General features: G+C 69.0%; 17 protein-coding genes. 13 read left to right on the top strand and 4 right to left on the bottom strand.

Annotated elements, in window-relative coordinates:
• Nucleotides 1-102: 102 nt before the first annotated feature.
• The 9 genes from DKM19_RS03335 to DKM19_RS03295 all read left to right on the top strand — a co-directional run bounded on the left by DKM19_RS03335 (nucleotide 103) and on the right by DKM19_RS03295 (nucleotide 9,342).
• Nucleotides 103-984 (top strand): transketolase, encoded by an 882-nt coding sequence (locus tag DKM19_RS03335; protein ID WP_110705457.1) that lies wholly within the window; start codon nucleotides 103-105, stop codon nucleotides 982-984.
• Nucleotides 981-1,934, top strand: coding sequence for a transketolase family protein (locus tag DKM19_RS03330; protein ID WP_110694437.1), 954 nt, complete (start codon nucleotides 981-983; stop codon nucleotides 1,932-1,934). The genes DKM19_RS03335 and DKM19_RS03330 overlap by 4 nt, the downstream gene beginning before the upstream one ends.
• Nucleotides 1,927-3,474 (top strand): FGGY family carbohydrate kinase, encoded by a 1,548-nt coding sequence (locus tag DKM19_RS03325; RefSeq protein WP_110694436.1) that lies wholly within the window; start codon nucleotides 1,927-1,929, stop codon nucleotides 3,472-3,474. Before DKM19_RS03330 ends, DKM19_RS03325 begins: the two co-directional genes overlap by 8 nt.
• The gene (locus tag DKM19_RS03320; protein ID WP_110694435.1) at nucleotides 3,471-4,145 is read left to right on the top strand and encodes a DUF2291 family protein; all 675 of its coding nucleotides are present in this window, start codon (nucleotides 3,471-3,473) and stop codon (nucleotides 4,143-4,145) included. The genes DKM19_RS03325 and DKM19_RS03320 overlap by 4 nt, the downstream gene beginning before the upstream one ends.
• Nucleotides 4,142-5,686 (top strand): sugar ABC transporter ATP-binding protein, encoded by a 1,545-nt coding sequence (locus DKM19_RS03315; protein ID WP_110694434.1) that lies wholly within the window; start codon nucleotides 4,142-4,144, stop codon nucleotides 5,684-5,686. Before DKM19_RS03320 ends, DKM19_RS03315 begins: the two co-directional genes overlap by 4 nt.
• The gene (locus tag DKM19_RS03310) at nucleotides 5,683-6,792 is read left to right on the top strand and encodes an ABC transporter permease (protein WP_110694433.1); all 1,110 of its coding nucleotides are present in this window, start codon (nucleotides 5,683-5,685) and stop codon (nucleotides 6,790-6,792) included. Before DKM19_RS03315 ends, DKM19_RS03310 begins: the two co-directional genes overlap by 4 nt.
• 70 nt (nucleotides 6,793-6,862) lie before the next feature.
• On the top strand, nucleotides 6,863-7,885 hold the full coding sequence (locus tag DKM19_RS03305; RefSeq protein ID WP_110694432.1) for a D-ribose ABC transporter substrate-binding protein: 1,023 nt from the start codon (nucleotides 6,863-6,865) through the stop codon (nucleotides 7,883-7,885).
• Between the two features lie 233 nt (nucleotides 7,886-8,118).
• The gene (locus DKM19_RS03300) at nucleotides 8,119-9,117 is read left to right on the top strand and encodes a sugar-binding transcriptional regulator (protein WP_239514063.1); all 999 of its coding nucleotides are present in this window, start codon (nucleotides 8,119-8,121) and stop codon (nucleotides 9,115-9,117) included.
• Between the two features lie 63 nt (nucleotides 9,118-9,180).
• On the top strand, nucleotides 9,181-9,342 hold the full coding sequence (locus DKM19_RS03295) for a hypothetical protein (protein WP_204358637.1): 162 nt from the start codon (nucleotides 9,181-9,183) through the stop codon (nucleotides 9,340-9,342).
• Here the strand turns inward: DKM19_RS03295 and DKM19_RS03290 are convergent.
• The gene (locus DKM19_RS03290) at nucleotides 9,311-10,045 is read right to left on the bottom strand and encodes a class I SAM-dependent methyltransferase (RefSeq protein WP_239514062.1); all 735 of its coding nucleotides are present in this window, start codon (nucleotides 10,043-10,045) and stop codon (nucleotides 9,311-9,313) included. The two genes, DKM19_RS03295 and DKM19_RS03290, sit on opposite strands and share 32 nt — an antisense overlap.
• A gap of 103 nt (nucleotides 10,046-10,148) precedes the next feature.
• Nucleotides 10,149-11,261, bottom strand: a complete 1,113-nt coding sequence (locus DKM19_RS03285; RefSeq protein WP_110694430.1) for a glycerophosphodiester phosphodiesterase family protein — start codon at nucleotides 11,259-11,261, stop codon at nucleotides 10,149-10,151.
• Between the two features lie 502 nt (nucleotides 11,262-11,763).
• On the opposite strand from DKM19_RS03285, the gene DKM19_RS03280 reads away from it, so the two are divergent.
• Nucleotides 11,764-12,681 (top strand): TIGR03619 family F420-dependent LLM class oxidoreductase, encoded by a 918-nt coding sequence (locus DKM19_RS03280; protein ID WP_110694429.1) that lies wholly within the window; start codon nucleotides 11,764-11,766, stop codon nucleotides 12,679-12,681.
• A 119-nt stretch (nucleotides 12,682-12,800) separates the two neighbouring features.
• Here DKM19_RS03280 and DKM19_RS03275 read toward each other — a convergent pair whose 3' ends face one another.
• Nucleotides 12,801-13,637: a hypothetical protein gene (locus tag DKM19_RS03275; RefSeq protein WP_110694428.1), complete on the bottom strand. Its 837-nt coding sequence runs from the start codon at nucleotides 13,635-13,637 to the stop codon at nucleotides 12,801-12,803.
• Between the two features lie 310 nt (nucleotides 13,638-13,947).
• Between DKM19_RS03275 and DKM19_RS03270 the strand changes: the two genes are divergently transcribed.
• The 3 genes from DKM19_RS03270 (at nucleotide 13,948) to DKM19_RS03260 (ending at nucleotide 15,837) form a co-directional block, all read left to right on the top strand.
• Complete coding sequence (locus DKM19_RS03270) at nucleotides 13,948-15,102, top strand: inorganic phosphate transporter (protein ID WP_110694427.1); 1,155 nt, start codon at nucleotides 13,948-13,950, stop codon at nucleotides 15,100-15,102.
• The gene (locus DKM19_RS03265; RefSeq protein ID WP_110694426.1) at nucleotides 15,099-15,302 is read left to right on the top strand and encodes a hypothetical protein; all 204 of its coding nucleotides are present in this window, start codon (nucleotides 15,099-15,101) and stop codon (nucleotides 15,300-15,302) included. The genes DKM19_RS03270 and DKM19_RS03265 overlap by 4 nt, the downstream gene beginning before the upstream one ends.
• A gap of 232 nt (nucleotides 15,303-15,534) precedes the next feature.
• The gene (locus DKM19_RS03260) at nucleotides 15,535-15,837 is read left to right on the top strand and encodes a hypothetical protein (protein ID WP_110694425.1); all 303 of its coding nucleotides are present in this window, start codon (nucleotides 15,535-15,537) and stop codon (nucleotides 15,835-15,837) included.
• 244 nt (nucleotides 15,838-16,081) lie between these two features.
• On the opposite strand, the gene DKM19_RS03255 is transcribed toward DKM19_RS03260, so the two are convergent.
• Nucleotides 16,082-16,825: a GAF and ANTAR domain-containing protein gene (locus DKM19_RS03255; RefSeq protein ID WP_110694424.1), complete on the bottom strand. Its 744-nt coding sequence runs from the start codon at nucleotides 16,823-16,825 to the stop codon at nucleotides 16,082-16,084.
• Nucleotides 16,826-16,994: the final 169 nt, after the last annotated feature.

Raw genomic sequence — 16,994 nt, 5'->3', positions numbered from 1 at the left:
GCGGGCGGATCACGGCGTGCTCCCCCACGACACCACCCTCCCGCGGCGGGCGGATCACGCACCGCCGCCGGAGAAATGACCATCCTGAGGAACGGACGCATCATGTTGCCGGCTGATCCCACTCGTTTCACCGAATACCGGGAGGTATCCAGGCGGATCCGTACGGGGAGCCCCGAGGAGGCCGCCGCCGAGCTGGACCGCGTGTCCCACGAGGTCCGCCGGAGCGTCGTCAAGATGATCGCCCGCGCCCAGCTGGGGCACATCGGCGGAGACCTGTCGGTGACCGACATCCTGGTGGCCTGTTTCTACGGGGTGCTCTCTCTCGACCCCGAGAAGCCGCGCTGGGAGAACCGCGACCGGTTCGTGCTGAGCAAGGGGCACTGCGCGGCGGCCCTGTACTCGACCCTGGCGCACTGCGGTTTCTTCCCCATGGCCGAGCTGGACACCTTCATGGCCCCGCTCTCGGCGCTCAACGGGCACCCCAACAAGATCAAGGTTCCCGGGGTGGAGACGAACACCGGGGCGCTCGGGCACGGGTTCCCCGTGGCCACGGGGTGCGCGCTGGCCGCCGACCTGGACGGCTCGCCCTGGCGGACCGTGGTGGTGCTGGGCGACGGCGAGCTCCAGGAGGGCAGCAACTGGGAGGCCGCGATGACCGCGGCCCACTACAACCTGTCGTCCCTGACCGTCGTGATCGACCGCAACAGACTGCAGCAGGGCGCCAGGACCGAGGACACCAAGCGCCTGGATCCGCTCGGCGACAAGTGGAGCAGCTTCGGCTGGGAGGTGCGCGAGGTCGACGGTCACGACCACCTCGCCCTCCTGAAGGCACTGGATCGTTCCACCACCGGAAAGCCCGTGGTGGTCATCGCCAACACCATCAAGGGGAAGGGCGTGTCGTTCATGGAGGATCGGGTGGAGTGGCACCACAAGGTACCCAGCCCCGACCAGGTCGAGGCCGCACTCGCGGAGCTGGCCGGATGACCGTCACCGAACAGCAGGCGACCTTCGACTGCCGCCAGGACTTCGCCGCCGAGCTCATCGCGCTGGCCCGCGAGGACGAGCGGATCATGGCGGTGTGCAATGACTCGGTCGGTTCGAGCAATCTCGTGGCCTTCCGCGAGGAGTTCCCCCGGCGGCTGATCAACGTCGGCATCGCCGAGCAGGATCTCGTCGGTGTCGCGGCGGGGCTGGCCAACGCGGGCAAGATCCCCTTCGTCTGCGCGGCGGCGCCGTTCCTGACCGGCCGCGCCCTGGAGCAGATCAAGGCCGACATCGCCTACAGCGAGGCGCACGTCGTGCTCTGCGGCCAGAGCCCCGGCATGGCGTACGGCGAGCTGGGCCCCACGCACCACTCCATCGAGGATCTCTCCTGGATGCGCGCGATCGCCAACCTGGACGTCCTCGTACCGGCCGACCCGGTGCAGACCCGCGCCGCCGTACGCTGGGCCGCCGCCTCCGGCAGGCCCTCCTACCTGCGCGTTCCCCGTTTCAAGGTGCCCGTGGTGACGCCCGAGGGCGCCCCCTTCTCACCGGGCCGGTCCGTCCTGCTCCAAGACGGCGACGACGTCACGGTGATCGCCATCGGCTCGCTGACCTCCCGGGCGCTGCAGGCCGCCGCCTCGCTGCGCGAGGACGGCATCTCGGTGCGCGTGCTCAACATGCCCTTCATCGACCCGCTGGACGAGGAGGCCATCGCGGCGGCCGCCCGGGAGACCCGCGGCATCGTCACCGCGGAGGAGGCCACGATCAGCGGCGGCCTCGGTGCCGCGGTCGCCTCCGTCGTCGTGACCCGCCATCCGGTCCCCATGCGGATCCTCGGCATCCCCCGGGTCTTCGCCCCCACGGGGAACACCGCGTTCCTCCTCGACCACTTCGGGCTCACCGCCGACGGCATCGCCGCCGCGGTGCGCGACCTGCTGGCTCATGGATAGCGCAGGCCCGCTCGTCCTGGCCGTCGACCAGGGGACGAGCTCGACAAAAGCGCTGCTCGTCGCCCCCGGCGGCCAGGTCGTCTCGCGCGCGGCGGTGCCGGTCTCCGAGAGCCAGCCCCGTCCGGGGTGGGTGGAGCAGTCGGCCGAGGAGATCTGGGAGAGCGTACGGCGAGCGGTCGCGGACTGCGTCGACCCCTCGCTCGTCTCCCGGATCGCCGGGGTCGGCCTCAGCACCCAGCGCGAGTCGCTGGTGCTGTGGGAGCGCGACACGGGACGTCCGGCCGGTCCCCTGATCAGCTGGCAGGACCAGCGCACGGCCCCGGAGTGCCGCGAGCTCGCGGCCACGGGGGCCGGGGAGTCCGTGCGGTCGGCGAGCGGGATGCCCCTGGACCCCATGTTCTCCGCGCTGAAGGCCCGCCGGCTGCTCGACACCCACGACCCGGACCGCCGCCGCAGCCGCGCGGGCGAGCTCTGCCTGGGCACCGTCGACTCCTGGCTGCTCAGCCGCTTCGGCGGCGAGCACGTCATCGAGGTCGGCAACGCCTCCCGCACCCAGCTGCTCAACGTGGCGAGGAGGCAGTGGGACGAGTCCCTGCTGGAGCTGTTCGGCGTGCCGCGCGAGGTCCTGCCGAGGGTGGTGCCCTCCTGCGGCGCCTTCCCCCCGGTCCGCGGCCTGGCGCCGCTCCCCGACGGCGTGCCCGTCCTGGCCGTGATGGGCGACTCGCACGCCGCGATGTTCGCCCACGGCGGGTGGCGTCCCGGCGTGGTGAAGGCCACCTACGGCACCGGATCGTCGGTGATGGCGATCGGCGAGTGCGACGACGCTCCCGGCCTGTGCCGCAGCGTCGCCTGGGACGTGACCGGTCCGGTGCTCGCCGTGGAGGGCAACATCCGCGCGACCGGCCGCACGATCAGCTGGCTCGCCGAGCTGTTCGGGACCGACACCCGCTCCCTCCTGGACGAGGCGGAGCAGGAGGCGTCGTACGGCGTGCACTTCGTCCCGGCGTTCGGCGGGCTGGGCGCGCCCTGGTGGGAGCCGGACGCGCTCGCCGTGCTGAGCGGGCTGACCCTGGGGACCCGCCGCGGCCAGCTGGTGGCCGCGGCGCTGGAGGCCGTCGCCTTCCAGGTCGAGGACGTCGTGTCCGCGGTCGAGCGGACGGTGGGCGAGGTGCGGCTCCTCCTCGCCGACGGCGGCCTCACGCGCAGCGCCCGGATGATGCAGCTCCAGGCCGACCTCAGCGGACGGCGGATCTCTCGCTCCGGCGAGCACGACCTGTCGTCCCTCGGGGTGGCCGACGCCGCCGGGCTGGCCGCCGGCCTGTGGACCCTCGGCGACCTCGAAGCCCGGCCGCGGTCCGCGGACGAGTTCCGGCCGGCGACCGGCGAGCCCGACCGTACGGCCAGGCGCACCGCGTGGCACGAGGCGGTCGAGAGGTCCCACCCCCGGGCGGCCTTCCCCGCCCACGCGAACCAAGAGACCGTCCCCGCCCACGCCGGCCGGGAGGCGGGCGGCAGCCTGACCGAGAGGAGTGGCATATGAGCATGCCGGCTACAACGCGACAGCGTGGTGCGCAGGCGTCCGGCAGGCGGATCCCGGCGCGATGGATCGCCGTCGCCGTCGCCGTGGTCCTCCTGGCGGCCATCGGGTTCAGCACCCAGTACCGCTCGCCGGAGACGGCCGCGGCCGCGGCGCCGAAGAAGTTCGACCCGGTCGCGTACGGGGCCGCGACGTACGAGAGCAAGGTCGTCCCCGCGATCGAGAAGGACGCCGTCGCCCTTCCCGTCCTGATCAAGGCCCTTGTCGCCGACAAGGAGGCGGCCGGTGAGAAATACGGCCATCACCAGGGCATCGGCCTCTACAGCTTCCCGGTCAAGGCCACCGGCACGGCCGGCGAGGTGAGGTCCGGGCTGATGAGCGTCACCGTGCCCGGCCTGCCCAAGGGCACCCGGGTGTCCGTGCAGGTCGGCCCGGCCATCAACGGCACGGCGCTGCGCGACGCGGCCGGGTTCATCACCTTCGGGCAGTTCCTCAACCAGGTGGAGTACGCCGACGCCGCCACCGCCCTGAACAACGAGATGCGGCAGAAGCTGCTCAGCACCCTGGACGCGGGGAGCCTGGACGGCAAGGAGATCACCTTCGTCGGCGCCTTCAGCCCCCTGACCCCGACCACCGTGACCGTCACCCCGGTCTCGATCGAGGAGGGACCGTGAAGGCCTCGACCCACGTCCTGCGTGCCTGTGACGTCACCAAGGTGTACGGCGGCACGCACGCGCTCAGGGGAGTCGACTTCGGCGTCGCTCCCGGGCGGGTGACCGCGCTGTTCGGCGAGAACGGGGCCGGCAAGTCGACCCTGATGAAGATCCTGGCGGGCATCGAGCACCCCACCACCGGCCACGTCGAGCTCGACGGCACCCCGACCGAGCTCCTGTCTCCCCGCGACGCCGCCGACCAGGGCATCTCGATCATCCACCAGGAGCTCAGCCTCTGCCCCAACCTGAGCATCCAGGACAACCTGTTCCTGGCCCGCGAGATCAGCGGGGGTTTCGGGTCGATCGACCGCTCGGCCCAGCGGGCCACCACCACCGCGATCCTCCACAGGCTGGAGGAGAACCTGGATCCCGACCTGCTGGTCGGCGATCTCAGGCTCGGCCAGCAGCAGGTCGTCGAGATCGCGCGGGCCCTCCTCCAGGAGGCCCGGGTGCTGATCATGGACGAGCCCACCTCCGCGCTCACCGCCCCGGAGGTCGAGGTCCTGTTCCGGGTCATCCGGGAGCTGACCGCGAGCGGGGTCGCGGTCGTCTACATCTCCCACCACCTGGACGAGGCCCTGGAGATCGCCGACGACGTCGTCGTCCTGCGCGACGGGGAGCTCGTCGCCACGTCGAACGCCGCGGGGGTGAACATCCGCTGGATCGTGGAGCAGATGGTCGGCCGCGACCAGGACTCCCTGTTCCCGGACCGCGTCCCGGTCGTCGGGGACGAGCTGCTGACCCTGCGCGGCCTCGTGGTGGCGGACCCGGCCAACCCCGACCGCCTCGCGATCGACGATCTCTCGCTGACCGTCAGGGAAGGCGAGATCGTCGGGATCTACGGCCTGATGGGCTCGGGCCGTACCGAACTGCTCGAAGCGCTCGCCGGCCGGATATCGCCGGTGTCGGGCGAGATCATGCTCTCCGGCGTCCCGCTGGGGGACTCCGGGATCCGCGACCACATCGACCGGGGCGTGATCCTGGTCCCCGAGGACCGCCAGCGCGACGGGCTCGTCCAGACGATGTCGGTCGGGGAGAACCTCTCCCTGGCGGGGCTGGGCACGTTCGTCCGGCGGCTGTTCGTCTCCCGCGAGCGGGAGCGGAGCGCCGTCGAACGGATGATCTCCGACGTCACCGTCAAGACGAGCGGCGCCGGAGCGTCCATCGGCTCGCTGAGCGGCGGCAACCAGCAGAAGGTGGTCATCGGCAAGGCGCTGCTGACCGACCCTCGGGTGCTGCTGCTGGACGAGCCCTCGCGCGGCGTCGACGTGGGCGCCAAGGCGGACATCTTCGAGCTCATGGCGGCGCAGGCCCGACGCGGCCTGGCCGTCGTCTTCACCACGTCGGACGCCGAGGAAGCCCTGCACATCCCCGACCGGCTGCTGGTACTCGCCCGCGGCGTCGTCGTCGGCGAATTTCGGCGCGGCGAGATAACCCGGGAGGAACTGATGAGTGTGTCGGACGGCGCCGCCATCGATGCGGCCGGAGGCGGTGCGCGATGACGTCTGCGAAAACCACCACCGCCCCGCCGCCGGGCCCCGCCACCCCCGGGAAGGCCGCGGCCGAGGCCCGCCGCCTCTCGCTGCTGAACGGCGTGTTCGAGCTGCGCGCGTTCATCGCGCTCGCGGTCCTGATCATCGTCTTCGGCCTGCTGTCGGACTCCTTCCTCACCGTGCCGAACCTCATCACGATGACCAAGCACGTCGCGATCAACGGCGTGATCGCCCTGGGCATGCTGCTGGTCATCCTCAAGGGCGGCATCGACCTGTCGGTCGGCTCGATCGTCGGGCTCTCCGGCGTCGTCGCCGGCGAGCTGCTCCAGGGTCTCAACCTCGGGTTCGTCGACCTGATCGCCTACCCGCCGGTGTGGGCCGTCATCGTGCTCTGCGTCGCGGTCGGCATGCTGGTCGGCCTGGTGAACGGGATCCTCGTCACCCGGTTCAAGGTGGCGCCGTTCATCGCGACGCTCGGGATGCTCTACGTGGCGCGGGGAATCGCGCTGCTCATCTCGAACGGCTCGACCTATCCCAACCTGGGCGGAAACCCCGAGCTCGGCAACACGGGCTTCGGCCTTCTCGGCAGCGGACGCCCGCTCGGCCTTCCCACGTCGATCTGGATCATGATCGTCCTCGCGATCGCCGTCATGCTGCTGCTCGCCAAGAGCCCCTTCGGCCGGTGGCTGTACGCCACGGGCGGCAACGAGCGGGCGGCGGAGCTGTCCGGCGTGCCGATCCGCAGGGTCAAGACGGCCGTCTACGTGATCTCCGGCGCCTGCGCCGCGATCGCGGGCCTCATCATCGCGTCCGAGCTGACCTCGGCGGCGCCGCAGGCCGGGGAGACGTACGAGCTCAACGCGATCGCCGCGGTGGTCATCGGCGGCGCCGCGCTGAGCGGCGGGCGGGGCACCGTACGGGGCACCCTCGTCGGCGCCTTCGTCATCGGATTCCTCGCCGACGGCCTGGTGATCCTGGGCGTGTCGACGTTCTGGCAGATCCTCATCAAGGGAGCCGTGATCATCCTCGCCGTGGTGCTCGACCAGGGCCAGCAGCGGTTCCAGCGACGAGGAGCCGCCGTGTCGGCGGTGGTGGCGAGCAAACAGCCGGATTGACCGCACCCGTAGGCGGTCCTCCCTCACCCCTCTCACATCGCAGTGTTCACCACCCTTTCGGAGGTCGGAGATGTCCTTTCCCATCCTTGGTTCCATCCGTCGGCGGGGCTCGGTCCTCGCCCTCGCCCTCCTTGTCGGCGGCTCGCTGCTGACCGGCTGCGGGGCCGACACGGCCCCCGCCGGTCAGGCCGGGGCGGCCACGCAGTCAGGCCAGGCCGTCGGCGGCGAGGCGGGAGGGCTCATCGCGATCATCACGCCCTCCCCCGACAACCCCTTCTTCAAGGCCGAGGCCGACTCGGCCAAGGCCAAGGCCGAAGAGCTCGGGTACCAGACGTCGGTGGCCTCGCACGACGACGACCCCAACAAGCAGAGCGAGCTGATCGACGCCGCCATCTCCCGCAACGCGAAGGCGATCATCCTCGACAACGCCGGCGCGGACGCCTCGATCGGCCCGGTCCGCAAGGCCGCGGAGGGAGGCATCCCGGTCTTCCTGATCGACCGTGAGATCAACGCCACCGGCGTCGCGACCGCCCAGATCGTCTCGAACAACTCCCAGGGAGCCCAGCTCGCGGCCCAGTCGTTCGTGGAGGCGATGAAGGAGAAGGGCAACTACGTCGAGCTGGTCGGCAAGGAGTCGGACACCAACGCCAGCGTGCGCTCCAAGGGCTTCGCCGACGTGGTCTCCCAGTATCCGGACCTGAAGTCCGTGGCCAAGGAGAGCGCCAACTGGGACCAGCAGGAGGCGTTCACCAAGATGGAGACCATCATCCAGAAGAACCGCGACATCCAGGGCGTCCTGGCGGGCAACGACACCATGGCCCTCGGCGCGGTGGCGGCCCTCAAGGCCGCCGGGCTCGACAAGGTCGTGGTCGTCGGCTTCGACGGCAGCCCCGACGCCATCGCCGCCATCAAGGCGGGCACGATGCACGCGACCGCCCTCCAGCCCGCCGCTCTCGGCGCCGAGAGCGCCGTGGAGCAGGCCGACCAGTTCGTCAAGACGGGCAAGGCGGCCAAGGAGGAGAAGCAGTCCATCGACTGCGAACTGGTCACCAAGGAGAACGCCGACGAGTTCGGGGTCTTCGGCAGGAAGTAGGCGGACGAGGCGGGGGGACGGCCATCCGTCTCCCCGCCGCTCGAATTCCATATGGCTCATATGCCCGAGCTCACAGGGCGCGTGGACGACGTGAACCGGTAGGCTGAATGGCCGGGCCGCAGGTAAGAACAGGTGGTCGCGCCGTTCCCGTCCGGCGGCACGCACACATGGTGTCGCGTCTTGCCGCGCGTGTGAGGGCAGAGCCGGTTTCACACGTTTGTTAGGAGGCGGGCATGGTCGTCCCCGATCTGGGGCGGGTCCACGGCTCCGGCCGGATGGTGACCGCAGACCATCTGCGCCTGCTGGCGCGGGTGGCCCGGATGTACCACGAGCAGGGCATGCGGCAACCCGAGATCGCGGCGGCGCTCAGCATCTCCCAGCCGCGTGTGTCCCGCCTGCTCAAGGAGGCCATCACCCGGGGCATCGTCCGCACCGTGGTGGTCCTTCCCGACGGCGTGCACACCGAGCTCGAAGAAGATCTTCAGCGCCGATACTCCATGCGCGACGCCGTGGTCGTGGACGCCGGTGGCGCGCAGGGTGACGTCATCCCCGCCCTGGCCGCCGCGGCCGCCGCCTACTTCGACGCCACCTTCAAGGGCGGCGACGTGATCGGGATCTCCTCCTGGAGCGAGACGCTGCTGGCCGCCGTCGACCGGATGCACCCCAAGAACACGCAGGTCGCCGACCGCGTCATGCAGGTCGTCGGCGGAGTCGGCAGCCCCGAGGCCCAGGTCCACGCCACCCGGCTCATCAGCCGCCTGTCCGACGTCACCCGCGCCAGGCCCGTCTTCGTCCCCTCCGCCGGGGTCGTCGGCACGCCGCTGGTCCGTGACGCGCTGCTCCAGGACGGGGCGGTCGTCGAGGTGATGGCCCAGTGGGACGACCTGACCGTCGTGCTGGTCGGCATCGGGAGCCTGGAGCCGTCGCCCCTCCTGCTCCGCAGCGGCAACGCCGTCGGCCACGCCGACCAGGAGGAGCTCCGCTCGCTGGGCGCCGTCGGAGACGTGTGCCTGCACTTCTTCGACGCCGAGGGCAACGTGGTCGACTCCGCCTTCGACCGCCGGGTGGTCGGGATCAACGTGGAGACCTTCCGCGCCGTCGAGCGGCGCGTGGCGGTCGCCGGGGGCCAGCGAAAATACTCGGCGATCAAGGCCGCCCTCAGGGGCGGATGGGTCAACGTGCTGATCACGGACCTGGAAGTGGCGCAGCGCCTGCTCGCCGAACCCGCCTGATCGCTCCGGGTGGGGTCCATCCGAAGATACGTTGTTTTACCAAACATCTCTTATAAATAAGAGTTGTCAAGCAACTCAATCGTCATGGGCGACGACCCGGCCACCGTCCAGATCTTCGGCCAGGAGGTCGCCCCGGCCACGCGCGAGCTCGTCGCCGCCGAGCGGGACACACCGAGGTCCCGGCTCCCACCGGTCAGCGGAGCAGTGCTCGGACCACCGACGTGACCATCGGGAACTCGAACTCGCCGTACGCGGTTTCGGGAGTGGATCGCAGATAGTCGACCACCCGGTCCGTCAGCTCGGCGCGCTCGGCCCTGGGGAGGGTCAGCACATGGGAGTGGGTGGCGATCGTCGCCGCCATCGACTCAGCGGTCCGCCACTGACTGTGCGGGAATCGGGTGTTCTCGACCATCTGGAAGCCCGGCCCCTCCAAGGAGATCGACTCGGGTCGCCACGCGGCGAACGACACCGAGCTCTTGGAGAGCTCCTTCAGTTTCCTCACCCACGGGACCCGGTCGTCGTCGAGGTTCCAGAGTCCCGCCAGCACCCCGCCCGGTGTCAGGACGCGGGTCATCTCGGGGATCGCCCGGTCAAGGTCGAACCAGTGCAGCGCCTGCCCGATCAGGATCGCGTCCACCGAGCCGTCCGGCAGCGGGATCCTCTCCGCCGTACCGGCCATGGCCCGGACGCCGGGCACCCGGCGACGGAGCTGGTCGAGCATGGCCGCGTCGGGCTCCACCGCCACGACGTCGGCGACATGCCGCAGCAGCACCTGGGTCAGTTTCCCGGTTCCCGCTCCAAGATCGAGGACGCGCAGCGGCGCACGATCCGAAACGGGTTCGAGCGCCCACAGCACCGCGGCATCGGGATAGTCGGGCCGTTCCTCCGCGTACGCCGCCGCCTCGGCGCCGAAGGACGAAGCTCTCAACGCAAGGACCTCGGGGGCTACCTTCCGGAAAGAGGATGAACTACTCATCCGACCACAGTAATCCCCATCGATCTCCTGCATGCCCCGGGGCTGATCCTTTCGTTCAAGCGCGCCTTCGACGGTCGGCCCCGGCGAGCAGGCGGTCTCGTGTGACGCGCGCGATGCCGGGATCGTCGGCGAACACCCCGTCCACCCCGAGCCCGTACAGCCGCTCCAGCCAGCCCGCCGCGTCACCCTTGGACCGTTGGTAGGCCGGGTCACCGGGATCGCCCCGCCTGTAGGGCGCCGGAAGCTCGGAGTTCTCGTCACGAACCGTCGCGGCGTGGACCAGGAGGCCCGCACGATGAGCGTCCTGGACGAGCGAGGTGGGAGACCCCAGCTTCCCGCCGGGACCGGCGGGCACGATCCACGTCGTGGTCACGCCGATGCCGTCGGCGTACTGGGCGAGCTGCCGCAGTCCCTCCGGGGTGAACAGCGCGTTGGGAATGGGCGTGCAGTCGAGCCTGATCTGGCCGGACGGAGTCCGGGGCGCACCGACCAGCTGGATGAGCCGCAACCGCGTGAAGGGCCTCAGCGCCTTGAGCCTGTCCGCCTCGAAGGACTGGATGAACACCGGATCCTTCGCGTCGTCCCAGCCGTACTGTTTGAAGGTTTTCAGCATCGGCGCTTCGAGCGGCAGCCCGATCGAGGCGGAGTAACCCGGATGCTTGATTTCGGCGTAGAGTCCCACATCGCGCTTCTGCGCGAGTTTGGCGATCTCATCCAGTGTCGGGATCAGCGCCTTTCCGTCGTACGCCACGTTGCCCGGTCGCCGCTTGGGGAGGCGTTCCCTGGCTCGGAGCGTGCGCAACTCGGCAAGCGTGAAATCCTCGACGAACCATCCGGTCCACTTGTGTCCGTTGATGGTCTTGGTCGTCTTGCGAGCGGCGAATTCGGGATGTTTCGCGACATCGGTGGTCTGTGAGATCTCGTTCTCGTGCCGGGCGACCAGCACATGATCCTTGGTGGAGACCAGGTCCAGCTCGAGATAGTCGGCGCCCATCCGGATGGCGGCCCTGTAGGCGAGAAGCGTGTGCTCGGGCCGGAAAGCGCTGGCACCACGGTGAGCGATGACGATCGGCGTATCTTTGACGCGCCGGTTCTTGAGCCGCTCGGCTGCCCGGCCCTCGCGTGAAAGCCCCGCCGCCGACGCCTGACCCGCGCGCGGAAGCGCCATCGCCAACGCCCGGCTCACGGGCGGAAGAACAACGGCCGACGCGTGCTCGCCGCCCGTATATCCAAGCCGCTCAGCTGCCCGGCTCGCATGAGGGAGGGCGAAAATCGCCGCACTCCCCATGAAAACGACCAGCACATTCGTCGTTATCTTGCCCATCGCCCGATTACCCCTCATTCTCCGGTCTCGTGGGGTAACCCATTGATATCACCGCGTATACCCAGAGTGACCAGGGGGGTAACGGTCCGAGGCGAACTCACCGTTGTGTACGCCATCTCCCAAGATCGGCCAATCGGCGGAGGGAGTTTTAACCGCATAAGTTAATAAATGAGCCCAATGATCCATTAGCGACCATAATGTACTCTATGTATGATTTGCGTCACTAAACACAAGCTATGAGTGCTTTGTGTCATCGCCCGTCATGGGTGCCCGCAGTGCGCAAGACAAGATCTGCGCACCATGACGAAGCCCATCGCGCGAGATCCACATCCAGGAGTTTGATCACATGCGTATCGGATTGGCCGTTCCTCAATACGGCGCATTCGCAAACCCCGAGGCCATCATCGAGGTAAGCCGGGCCGCCGAGGAAATGGGCTTCGACAGCCTGTGGGCCGGTGATCGCATCCTCAACCCGATCAACCCCAGCAACCCTTATCCCGCCGGTGACGGCACGATGCCGCGCGAGTTCGCCATCTTCCTCGAACCGCTCAGCGTGCTCACCCTGGCCGCCGCCCACACCGAACGGATCCGTCTGGGCACCAGCACCCTCAACGTCCTGTGGTACCCGCCCGTGATCCTCGCCCGCTCCCTGACCACTCTGGATGTGCTCAGCAGCGGCCGGTTGGACGCCGGGTTCGGGCTGGGCTGGCTGGAGGACGAGTACACCGCCGTGAACGTGCCCTGGAAGGGCAGGGGCGCCAGACTCGACGAGACGCTCGACGTCCTGGAGAAGATCTGGTTCTCCGACGTGATCGAACACAACGGGGAGCTGTTCACGATCCCCCCGACGAAGATCCTGCCCAAACCCAAGCAGGGCTCTCGCCTGCCGATCCTGCTCGGTGGCTACACCCCGGCAAGCCTGAGACGCGTCGGCCGGCGAGCCGACGGCTGGCTGGGGGTCGGCAGGCCCCTGGACTACCTCACCAGCCTGTGGACGATCGCCCAGCGGTCGGCCGAGGGCGCCGGCCGCGATCCCTCCAGCCTGCGCCTCGTCCTCCGCATCAACGCCAAACTGACCGACCACAAGGCCGAGCCCGACCAGGTTCCCAGCGCCGGCACGCTCAGCCAGGTCATCGACTACGCGCTGGCCGCCGTCGCCGCGGGCGCCGACGAGATCTTCCTCGACCTCGCACAGACCGCCACGGCCACGAGCGAAGTGCTGGACCTGGCCGGGACCTTCCTCCAGGGGGTACGCGCCGGGTAACCCCGTACGGCGCCGACGTCATCGATGCTTCGGCGTCCGGCCACGTCCCTCGACAGCACCCGCCGCCGGTGGCGGGAGCCGCCCCGTCCGGACCGAAGATCACCGGCCGGAGGACGCGGCTATGGACGGGCGTCGCCGAGAAGGCCGTGGAGGGAGATCTTCACGCCGGAGACGAAGGCATCGCGGGTCGTGGCGTCGAGAAGGTCCAGGGACAGGTAGGGGTTCAGGTCCTCCAGCTCGACCAGCAGGAGTTCCCCCTTGGGGGTACGGCAGGCATCCACCCGCTGGATGCCGCGGTCGACGGTGTTCCAGTCGACGAAGCACTGCGCAAAGTCCAGATCCGCGGCGCTCGGTTCATACCGCTCCAGGCGCCAGCGCTGATCCGGCCGGGGAGCGTACAGGGCGTACTGGAAAGCGCGGTCCACGAAGTAGAACGACACCTCGTACCGGAAGCGGATGCGCGGCTGGATCAGGAGGTTGTCGAACCCCAGATCATCCAGCCCGTCCCGGGTCACGAACGTCAGCCCGATGGAATCCGCCCCGAGCTTGGGTTTGGCGACGTACTCGTCCACCTCGGGCAGATGATGAAGATCCGCCCGGCGGTCGACCGTCGAGATCACCGGAAATCCGGCGGCGCTCAGGTCGACCAGATACTGCTTGCCCGCCATGTCGGCTCTGCCCGTCAACTGGGTGTAGACGCGGGTACCGCGCTGCCGGGCCTGGGCCCGGAAGACGTCGTACTCGGCCTGATAGTGCAGCACCGGCCCACTGTTACGGATCACGACGGCGTCGAAGGAGTCCATGAGCGTGGTCGCGTCCCGGGGATGACACAGTGCGACGGTGAAGTCCTCACGGAGCCGGGAGGACAGGTATATGTCCTCGTCGCAGTATCGGCGCCCCTGCGCCTCGTATGCCAGATCGGTGACGTAGAGGACGCTGCTCGGCGTGGATGACATGGTGCTTTTTCCTGTCAAAAGTGGCAGCCTGGTTCCGACGCAACTCGTCGTCGAGGATGCCAAGGGGGGTGGGGCGCTCTTACTGCGATAGGAGGCAAAAGCCCCGTACTCGACGCCGAGTTTTCCACGTCGGCCGATCTCCGAGAAACCCGCCGGCGGACGAACCCCCTGCCCGAGGGGGCCGCGAGGGCAGGATCGTCCATGCCACCTGCGCTTGGCGACGGTAACGCGAAGCCGACGGGAGAATGAATTTTGGATGAAGGACCCTGCCGTGTGATTAGACGCCAACCGAGGTGTCATAGATGCCGGTATGGATGCGAACCTCGTGTTGCTCGCCATCGTGATCGTCACGGCTCTGTCGTTTGACTTCACCAATGGCTTTCACGACACCGCCAACGCGATGGCGACCTCCATCGCCACCGGGGCGCTACGGCCCAAAGTGGCCGTCGCCCTCTCCGCAATACTCAACTTCGTCGGGGCGTTCCTGTCCCTGAAGGTCGCGGCGACCATCGCGACCGGCATCGTCGAGGCCGGCGCCATCACCCTCACCGTGGTCTTCGCCGGCCTGGTCGGCGGCCTGGCCTGGAACCTGGTGACCTGGTACTTCGGCATCCCCTCCAGCTCCTCCCACGCACTGATCGGCGGCGTGGTCGGAGCCACCCTGATCTCGGCGGGCGCCTCAGCGGTCAAAACCGCAGAGATCGTCTCCCACGTGCTGATCCCGGCGGTGCTGGCACCCCTGGCGGCGATCCTCGTGGCCACCGTCGGCACCTACCTGGTCTACGTCCTCACCAGACGCATCTCCGACACGGTCCGCGACCGCGGGTTCAAATACGGGCAGATCGGCTCGGCCTCCCTGGTCTCACTCGCGCACGGCACCAACGACGCGCAGAAGACGATGGGCATCATCACACTCGCGATGATCGCCAGCGGCACGATCAACGAGAACGCCGGGACCCCCCTGTGGGTGATCGTGACCAGCGCGACCGCGATCGCGCTCGGCACCTACCTCGGTGGCTGGCGGGTGATCCGTACCCTGGGCAAGGGCCTGACCGAGATCGACACCCCGCAGGGCTTCGCGGCCGAGAGCTCATCGGCGGCGGTCATCTTCGCCTCGTCCCACTTCGGGTTCCCGCTGTCGACCACGCACGTCTGCACGGGCTCGGTGATCGGTTCGGGCCTGGGCAAACGGCTGGCCCATGTCCGCTGGAACGTCGCGGGCCGGATGGCCGCCGCATGGCTGATCACCCTTCCGGCCGCCGCCGCGGTCGGTGCGCTGGCCTGGGCCGGCGCCAACCTGATCGGCGGTGCGCTGGGGGTGGCGGTCGTCTTCACGGTCGCGCTGATCTTGTCGGGGGGGCTGTATGTGGCCTCGCGCCGTCAGCCGGTGAACGCGCACAACGTCAACGACGAATGGACCGGGCGGGTCGCTCCGGTCCCGACTGTCAGGGAGCCCGTGGCATGAACTCCTATATCGATCTGGACGCGTTGTGGAAGGTTCTGGTCGCCTCGTTGCTGGCGGGCGCCGGTTTGGCCGCTGTCTTCTCGCTGTCCCTGGTCGGTCTGTCGAGTGGGCATACGGCGGGGCGGGCGGGAGCCGCGCTCTGCCTTCTGGTCGTGGCCGCGGGCATCGTCCTCGGTCTCTACGTCATGCTCGCCAAGTAGGCGGCGCAACCCGCCCCGCGCCGCACCCGGACGGCAGAGACAGACGATCTCCGGTAGAGGGTCCGGCCGATGGCGGTCAGGGTTTCGCGCAGACCCGCAGATCTATAGATCGCCCTGCCCAAAGATCTCCGTCAGCCCGGTGACCTGGCAAAACACGAAGAGTAACGTTCTGTCAGGGTACTTACACCACACTCGTCGCCGTCTTAGGGCGGCATGTCTTACGGGGGTAGACATGGGCGTTTCCACCGAGCATCGTCAGCACACCGGTCACGATCACCAGCACGGGCCCGGCTGCGGGCACGTGGCCGTGCCGCATGACGATCACGTCGACTACGTCCATGACGGTCACCTGCACCAGGTCCATGAGGATCACGTCGACGAATGCGAATCGAGCGGTCACACCACGCACGACAGCCACAGCCACGAGCACAAGTCGGGCTGCGGGCACGTCGCCGTACCGCACGACGGCCACGTGGACTACATCCACGACGGGCATCGCCACGTCCAGCACGACGGCCACTGGGACGATCACTGATCTTCGTCTCCGAGCACGGCCGCAGGCGCACCTGACGCCCTGGTCCCGGCCCGCCCCGTCCGCCGGGGCGCCGCGCCTTGCCAGGGCGTCACGCTTCGCCGGGGCGCCGCGCCTTGCCAGGACATCGTGCTTCGCCAGGGCGTCACGCTTCGCCGAGGCGCCACGCCTTGCCAGGACATCGCGCTCTGCCAGGGCGTCGTGAATCACCGGCGGGCAGGAGCCGCCCCCGACGTGCGACGTTGACTCAGCCGGGGGGCTCGAAGGCGGAGGAGCCCGGGGTCTGACCGCCGACCGTGGTGACGATCTCGGCGGCCAGGTCGTGGAGTTTGATGTTGCGGTTCTGGGAGGCCCGGCTGAGGAGGGCGAAGGCTTCCAGGGCGGGACAACGCTGCTGCGCCATCACGATGCCGATCGCCTGGTCGATGACGCTCCGCGAGGCCAGGGTGGCGTGCAGGTCCTCGTTCAGCTTGGACTGGTCGGCCATCCGCAGCGCCAGGGCGACGGCGCCCGCGGCGTTGCCGGTGAAGACGCCCATCCTGCTTCGAGCGTCGTCGTCGAAGGCGGAGACGTGGGTGTTGTAGAGGTTGTAGCAGCCCACGGTCCCTACCGGGCCGAGCAACGGCAGCGACAGACAGCTGCGCACGCCGGATGCGAAGGCCTCGGTGCAAAATGCCCGCCAGCGCGGCTCGGCGGAGAGATCGGGGATGTGGTGGGCGACGGCGGTGGACATGGTGTCCAGGCAGGGGCCTTCGCCGGTGCGGTACTGGATCCGGTCGACGGCCGTCGTCAGCTCGTCGCTGCTGGCGATGGTCATGGCGTGGGAGTCGTAGGAAACGGTGACGCCGCACATGCCGCCCTCGGGCAGCGCGGCCACCGTCAGCAGGGTCAGCTCGTGCAGGAATCCCTCGACGGTGTCGGTGGACAGCAGCAGCGACAGCAGCGTGTCCGGCCAGAGAGGATCGGATGTGGCAACGAACGGCGAAGACATGATCGCCTGGTTTCCCGGGGGGTCGACCCACCGATCACCGGCGACGAGACGTCTGCGTGACGGGTACGGAATGCCCTCGGCGACACTTCCAGCTTCGCATGCTCTCAGAGGGGGTCTCACCGAGGAGCATGTATGGTATAGGCAGGTCCAGAGACGTGGCCGCCTTTCC

The sequence above is a fragment of the Streptosporangium sp. 'caverna' genome (genome assembly GCF_003203775.1).
Classification (GTDB): Bacteria; Actinomycetota; Actinomycetes; order Streptosporangiales; family Streptosporangiaceae; genus Streptosporangium; species Streptosporangium subroseum.
Note: the sequence above shows the minus strand (reverse complement) of the source record. Positions and strands in the feature narration are given on the sequence as shown.

Coding starts and splice junctions, on each gene's coding strand:
- DKM19_RS03335 (WP_110705457.1), top strand. CDS start 103: ATGTTGCCGGCTGATCCCACTCGTTTCACCGAATACCGGGAGGTATCC.
- DKM19_RS03330 (WP_110694437.1), top strand. CDS start 981: ATGACCGTCACCGAACAGCAGGCGACCTTCGACTGCCGCCAGGACTTC.
- DKM19_RS03325 (WP_110694436.1), top strand. CDS start 1,927: ATGGATAGCGCAGGCCCGCTCGTCCTGGCCGTCGACCAGGGGACGAGC.
- DKM19_RS03320 (WP_110694435.1), top strand. CDS start 3,471: ATGAGCATGCCGGCTACAACGCGACAGCGTGGTGCGCAGGCGTCCGGC.
- DKM19_RS03310 (WP_110694433.1), top strand. CDS start 5,683: ATGACGTCTGCGAAAACCACCACCGCCCCGCCGCCGGGCCCCGCCACC.
- DKM19_RS03305 (WP_110694432.1), top strand. CDS start 6,863: ATGTCCTTTCCCATCCTTGGTTCCATCCGTCGGCGGGGCTCGGTCCTC.
- DKM19_RS03300 (WP_239514063.1), top strand. CDS start 8,119: ATGGTCGTCCCCGATCTGGGGCGGGTCCACGGCTCCGGCCGGATGGTG.
- DKM19_RS03285 (WP_110694430.1), bottom strand. CDS start 11,261: ATGGCGCTTCCGCGCGCGGGTCAGGCGTCGGCGGCGGGGCTTTCACGC.
- DKM19_RS03280 (WP_110694429.1), top strand. CDS start 11,764: ATGCGTATCGGATTGGCCGTTCCTCAATACGGCGCATTCGCAAACCCC.
- DKM19_RS03275 (WP_110694428.1), bottom strand. CDS start 13,637: ATGTCATCCACGCCGAGCAGCGTCCTCTACGTCACCGATCTGGCATAC.
- DKM19_RS03270 (WP_110694427.1), top strand. CDS start 13,948: ATGGATGCGAACCTCGTGTTGCTCGCCATCGTGATCGTCACGGCTCTG.
- DKM19_RS03265 (WP_110694426.1), top strand. CDS start 15,099: ATGAACTCCTATATCGATCTGGACGCGTTGTGGAAGGTTCTGGTCGCC.
- DKM19_RS03260 (WP_110694425.1), top strand. CDS start 15,535: ATGGGCGTTTCCACCGAGCATCGTCAGCACACCGGTCACGATCACCAG.
- DKM19_RS03255 (WP_110694424.1), bottom strand. CDS start 16,825: ATGTCTTCGCCGTTCGTTGCCACATCCGATCCTCTCTGGCCGGACACG.